Annotated in this window: 5 protein-coding genes, 2 pseudogenes and 1 other annotated feature; of the genes and pseudogenes, 3 read left to right on the forward strand and 4 right to left on the reverse strand. The window is 35.1% G+C overall.

Features of this window, described 5'->3' with window-relative positions; translation table 11 throughout:
• The coding region (locus FTT84_RS18125) for a zinc ribbon domain-containing protein (protein WP_373685031.1) at nucleotides 1-107 on the forward strand (107 nt) is incomplete at its 5' end.
• A gap of 232 nt (nucleotides 108-339) precedes the next feature.
• On the opposite strand, the gene FTT84_RS18305 is transcribed toward FTT84_RS18125, so the two are convergent.
• Together FTT84_RS18305 and FTT84_RS16805 are read right to left on the reverse strand one after the other, a co-directional pair.
• Nucleotides 340-435, reverse strand: coding sequence for an SEL1-like repeat protein (locus tag FTT84_RS18305; protein ID WP_111886144.1), 96 nt, complete (start codon nucleotides 433-435; stop codon nucleotides 340-342).
• Nucleotides 436-484: 49 nt separating this feature from the next.
• A pseudogene (locus FTT84_RS16805) lies at nucleotides 485-755 on the reverse strand (transposase); the annotation flags it as partial.
• A gap of 506 nt (nucleotides 756-1,261) precedes the next feature.
• Here FTT84_RS16805 and FTT84_RS16815 point away from each other — a divergent pair.
• Both FTT84_RS16815 and FTT84_RS16820 read left to right on the forward strand, forming a co-directional pair.
• On the forward strand, nucleotides 1,262-2,566 hold the full coding sequence (locus tag FTT84_RS16815) for a type II toxin-antitoxin system HipA family toxin (RefSeq protein WP_180080860.1): 1,305 nt from the start codon (nucleotides 1,262-1,264) through the stop codon (nucleotides 2,564-2,566).
• Complete coding sequence (locus tag FTT84_RS16820; protein WP_004871362.1) at nucleotides 2,559-2,837, forward strand: helix-turn-helix domain-containing protein; 279 nt, start codon at nucleotides 2,559-2,561, stop codon at nucleotides 2,835-2,837. The genes FTT84_RS16815 and FTT84_RS16820 overlap by 8 nt, the downstream gene beginning before the upstream one ends.
• A gap of 15 nt (nucleotides 2,838-2,852) precedes the next feature.
• On the opposite strand, the gene FTT84_RS16825 is transcribed toward FTT84_RS16820, so the two are convergent.
• Both FTT84_RS16825 and FTT84_RS16830 read right to left on the reverse strand, forming a co-directional pair.
• Complete coding sequence (locus tag FTT84_RS16825) at nucleotides 2,853-4,064, reverse strand: integrase arm-type DNA-binding domain-containing protein (RefSeq protein WP_180080862.1); 1,212 nt, start codon at nucleotides 4,062-4,064, stop codon at nucleotides 2,853-2,855.
• Between the two features lie 486 nt (nucleotides 4,065-4,550).
• A pseudogene (locus FTT84_RS16830) lies at nucleotides 4,551-5,534 on the reverse strand (IS3 family transposase); the annotation flags it as partial.
• Nucleotides 5,378-5,495, reverse strand: a sequence feature (AL1L pseudoknot). It overlaps the preceding pseudogene by 118 nt.

Genomic DNA, 5,534 nt, shown 5'->3' on the forward strand with positions numbered 1-5,534 from the left:
AATGGTCATGTGAGTGTGGTGTCACTCACGATAGGGACTTAAATAGTGCCATGAACATTCTTGCGCTTGGGCATAAGCGTCTAGCTGTAGGAATCACCTCCGTTTAAGGGAGGTGAGGATGTCAAAAAATACGGCGGTATTTAATCAAGAAAATTCATATATTCCAAGGCTTCGGCGCCTAACTTTGTTTGGCTTTATGTAAGCGAAAAGCCCCTTATTGATGAAAAAAGAGACGCATCCACCTCGATACGTCTCTTTCGTTTAATCCAACTCAACTCAAACCCAATACTATTAAGTTACATTTAAAAAAGCGTGAATATTTTCCAATTGCGCTAACGCCTAAAGATGTCCTTGTAAAGCCGCTTTTTGCAAATGTTGTTCTGCAATTTTAAGATCGCGCTCTACCCCGATGCCATGAATATATAGATAAGCCAACTTTCCAAAATATGTTAAAAGGCTAAGTGGATTTCATCGAACTCAGGTTTCTACAAAGTGTAGTGTAATCTGGTGCTGTCCAATCTAGACCGCATAGTTTAATCAGGCTTTGAACAGAGCCAGTGACCATGCGTAAAGACAGACGAAATAGGAATTTAATCATTAAGCAGCATTGGATTGCTGCATCAGAATAGGTTTGATTTCACCCGTGTTTATCAATGGACGGAGCAACCATTGGGTCGCTGAATCAAACCAAATTGATATATTTCCTCGATTGATCAAGGCTTTATTGTAGGTGGACAATTGGTTGTATGATAGATTTTTGGTGTGAGCTTATGAGTATTATATTACTGAATAAGCCCTTAGAGGTAGATTTGTGCAACAAAGTCCAATTAGATTAAGTTAGGTTTAATAAGTTTAATATATTTCTTTAAATGCTATGTCCAGTGCGTCATCAACAGATTTATCTTGTTGTACAACAATTTGTCTAACTTTTCTTAGCTTCAGTCAGATATAAGACACGCCCATCTTCCTGCATGACACGGGTATGTTCTAAATAATACAGATTTGCTCTTTTTGAATGTAGAATCGCTTTTAGATCAGATGGATTAAGTTATTCCATTTATTTTCTCCTTTTTAATATTTAATCAAAAAAATTGCATAAAGAAGTTAGTAATTTAGCAATACGACAAGTTATGACGTTTAAAATGATTGCTTATAGTGCAAATTAAATGATTCTAAATCAGAGTAGGAAATTCAATATATATCTACTATAATAAATAAATGTAGCCGAAAATAGATACTAATTTTTTATTTTAATACATATATGAATCAATATTGTACACTTCAAATTTTTCAAAATAACGAATGGCAAGATTGCGCTATCGTTGAATTAACTGCCGATCAAGAGCAGGGATGGAGAACATCTACCCGAACATCATATCTATTTGAATATGCCATTGAACATATAGATTTAAGAGATGGCCATGCTCTATCATTCCAATTTCCAGTCAATGTACAAAATAACCTAGAAAACCAGTGGCCAGCATTTCTCATGGACTTGTTACCTCAAGGCTATGGCCGAAAGGAGCTTTTAAATCAGCTGGGCTTTTCAATTAATGCAGAAGAACAAGCTGATTGGCCTTTACTGAAGTCTGGGGCAGGTAATCCCATTGGTAATCTACGAATTAAAGAAGCTGATGACTGGCTTCAAGATCATTTTCCGACAGTGAAACCTCGTGGATTTAGCCTAAGCGAAATAATTGAAAGGAAAGAAGATTTCATTGAGTCACTTGCATCATATGGCTTATTTGTTGCTGGTTCTTCAGGTGTTCAAGGTGAATGGCCTAAACTATTACTAACACAAGGATATGATGGTCTGTTTTATTTAGACCACAGTCTTCCAGATGAACTAGCAGCAAAGCATTGGCTAGTTAAATTTAGTCGTGGAAATGATCAAAAACTGGAAAAAATACTGTTACATGAAGCAATTTACATGAAAATAGCTCGGTATTTAGGTCTAAGAGTGTTCAAGGACTTGGAACTTCACCAGAGAACGCTATTTATTCCACGTTTTGATCGCCAAATTATCAATGGTAAAGTCGAAAGAATTGCACAAGAAAGCCTAGCCTCTTTAAGTGGTAAAGCTGGCTTCGGCGTTAAAATGACACATAATCAAATCTGTACATTGATCATGGAATGTTGCTCATCACCAAAAGCTGAAATTTTTGAATATTTGAAACGAGATATCGCTAATGTTGCATTAGGAAATAAAGATAATCATACCCGTAATACCGCAATTCAACGTTTAAATGACGGCACAATTCAATTAACACCCCTCTTCGATTTTGCACCAATGTGGCTTCATCCTGACGGAATTGCACGTACTACACGTTGGGAAAAAGATGACCATGGAGGAATGCCTATATGGGGATCTGTCATAACGCAAATAGAAGAATGTACAGGAATAGATTCAACTGAAATTAAACATACAATGATTCAACAATTGCCACTGTATGAAAATTTGCTCGATGAAATGAAAAAAATAAATATAGATGATGAGATTCTACAAAATAGTCATCATCGTATATTAAATATATGCCAACAGATTCAGGAGCTTTCTAATGGATAAACGTTATAAGCCTATGACGGCAATCGAGCAAATGAATAAACGCTTACAAGTCTTAGAAAATATAAATAATAATCCTGAGTGGCAAATTTACCAGATTGCATCATACATTAGAAAAGAACTACATTTAACATTAAATGAAATGAGTAAAATTACTAAAATAGCACCACAGACTTTACAGAAAATGGAGCAACCTGATAGTAATCCAACATTAGATTCTATAAATAAGTTGTTAAATGCATTTGGTTTAAAATTTATTATTAAATCAAAATAGTTTAATTTAAATTACCTATAAACTAGATTTTGATTTATTTTCTAAATAGTCACCCCACCACTGCATCATATCAGCTCTTTGTTGAATATAATCTGCATGGTTATAACTAGCACGTGTTTTATTCTTATCTACATGTGAAAGCTGAGCCTCAATCCAACTATCTTGAAATAAGCCAGAATCATTTAAAATAGTACTGAATGTTGATCTTAAACCGTGTGAGGATAGCTCATTTGTTTTATATCCCATCTTACGAATGGCTGAATTTATTGTGTTAAAATGCAATGGCTTATCTTTAATTTTGGGGCTGGCAAAAACATAACGATCGCCTTGTGACCATTCTAGTGCAGATCTAACAATGCTCACCGCTTGCGATGATAACGGGACTAAAAAATCTGGAATATCATAACCTGCTATCACTTTTCGACGATATTGCTTGATATGTAAAGCAGGTATTTTCCAAATTTTGTTGTCAAAATCAAAATGATGAGGTTCTGCAGACAATAACTCTGCCCCCCTGACTCCAGTATATAATTTAAATAGGATTGCTTTTTTTATAATCGGATCTGTATTTAGTTGAGTTATTCTAAGAATAAAATTAGAAATTTCTTCATCTTTTAAATAGGGATAATTTTTCTTTAATTTCCCTTTCAATAATATTTTATTGAGACCATAAGCTTGATTATAATCACAGTATCCCATTGCAACTGCAAAATCATAGATTTGATTTAAATAGCTATACGCTTTTTTTACAGGTTCCTTAACTCCCCTATTTTCAATGTGCTTAATTACCTTAACTAAATCAGTTCTTTTAATTTTACTAAAATCTATATCACCAATAACGGGATAAATGTCATTTATTAAACATGTATTCGCCAATTGGATTACACCACCACGTGGTTGATCTTTAAATGAATTATTTGTTTTAAACTCTAACCATTCTTCACAAACAACTTTAAAAGTTTGAATTTTCTCCTGAACTAAATTTTGTGTAGAAAATTTAGTTGCCTTATAGGAGTCTCTGGCCACTCTAGCCTCTTTGAGATTCATCTCAGGATATGTACCTAGAGTGACTCGTGGTCTTTTACCCGTTTCTGCAACTGAATATCGATAACTCCAAGACTTTTTTCCATTAGGATCGACTTTTAAGCTTAAACCATCATCATCAGCTAAAAAGTAAATTTTTTCTTTTGGATATGACTTTCGTACTTGTGTTTCCGTAAGACTCATAAATTTTTATAAACCAGCATAATGATCCCCATTATCTTAATTATATCAAAAATAAGCATTATTATGTGATGCGTATGATACGCATCATATTAAATTGTAAGTTATTATTTTATATATTTATTATCGAGACTACTCGATATTTAGTAACCAGTTTAAGTACCACCTTTACTTTAAGTTCCCAACACCCCTTTTTCTTTAGTCAGTTTTAAATAAGCCTTATTCAGTCCATTGTAAAAAATTTAGGATGGCCTTTCTTGATGTTTCCCTTTAGCTAAACTAGTTTATTATCTTCAATAGAATTCAAATAAACAGTTAATTCTGAAATTAGCCGTAAAGAGCAGGAACTTTCTAGATATCAAATCAAGGTTGCCGAGCTTCAAAAAAAAGAAAACAGCAATTCATACCAAGCCGCTTAAAGAAAATCAGAACTTATCAAAAGTAGAAGAATGAACCGTACCGGGTTTGTCGGAGACTTTTTTATTTAAGTTAAGCCACCTGACCTAACGGGTTAATCTTATCATAGTACATTGCTTCAAACTCAAAAGGCGATACATAACCCAGTGCACTGTGTACACGCTTTTTATTGAACCAATCTACCCAGTTTAGTGTCGCAAGTTGTACATCTGCTAAACCTTGCCAATCTGCTTTTAAATATTCAATCACCTCTGTTTTGTATAAGCCATTCACCGTTTCAGCCAGAGCATTATCGTATGAATCACCCGTTGTACCGACTGATGCTCGTAAATTTGCTGCTTCTAAACGATTGGTATAGCGAATCGAAAGATATTGCACACCCCTGTCGGAATGATGAATCACATTCTTTGGCATGCCTCGATCGTGCAATGCTTGCTCAAGTGCATCGAGCACCATATCTGTATTCATCCGTGTAGATACTTTCCATCCAACAATTGCTCGTGAGAACACATCAATAACAAATGCGGTATATACCCAACCTGAATGAGTTTGAATGTAGGTAAAGTCACCCACCCATAGTTGGTTTGGATGATCAGCATTAAAATTACGTTTCACTAAATCATCTGCCCGTTTTTGGTCATCTCGGTTACGGGTGGTTTGTTTATTCTTACCTCGCCAAACACCTTGTATACCTAGCTTTTGCATCAATCGAGCAACTGTACAACGTGCAATAACATAACCCTCACGTTTTAATTTTTGCCAGACTTTACGTACACCATATCGACCTAAACTTTCCTTCCAAATTCGTTTAATTTGTTCAGCATGATGCTCATCATGTAGATCTCGTTTCGCTCGATGTTCTGGATTGTCAGCGAGATCTAAAGTTCGGTAATAGGTTGAGGCTGCGATCGGTAAAATCCTACAAATCGCATCAACACCATATAAGTCTTTATTGTTATGGATGAAATCCACCATTATTTGTGTGGGCGGTCGAGCTCCGCCTGGGCGAAAAAAGCGGCTGCTTTACGTAGAATTTCATTGGCACGCTTTAATTCT

The sequence above is a fragment of the Acinetobacter sp. YH01019 genome (genome assembly GCF_013420285.1).
In the GTDB taxonomy this organism is placed as follows: Bacteria; Pseudomonadota; Gammaproteobacteria; order Pseudomonadales; family Moraxellaceae; genus Acinetobacter; species Acinetobacter gandensis.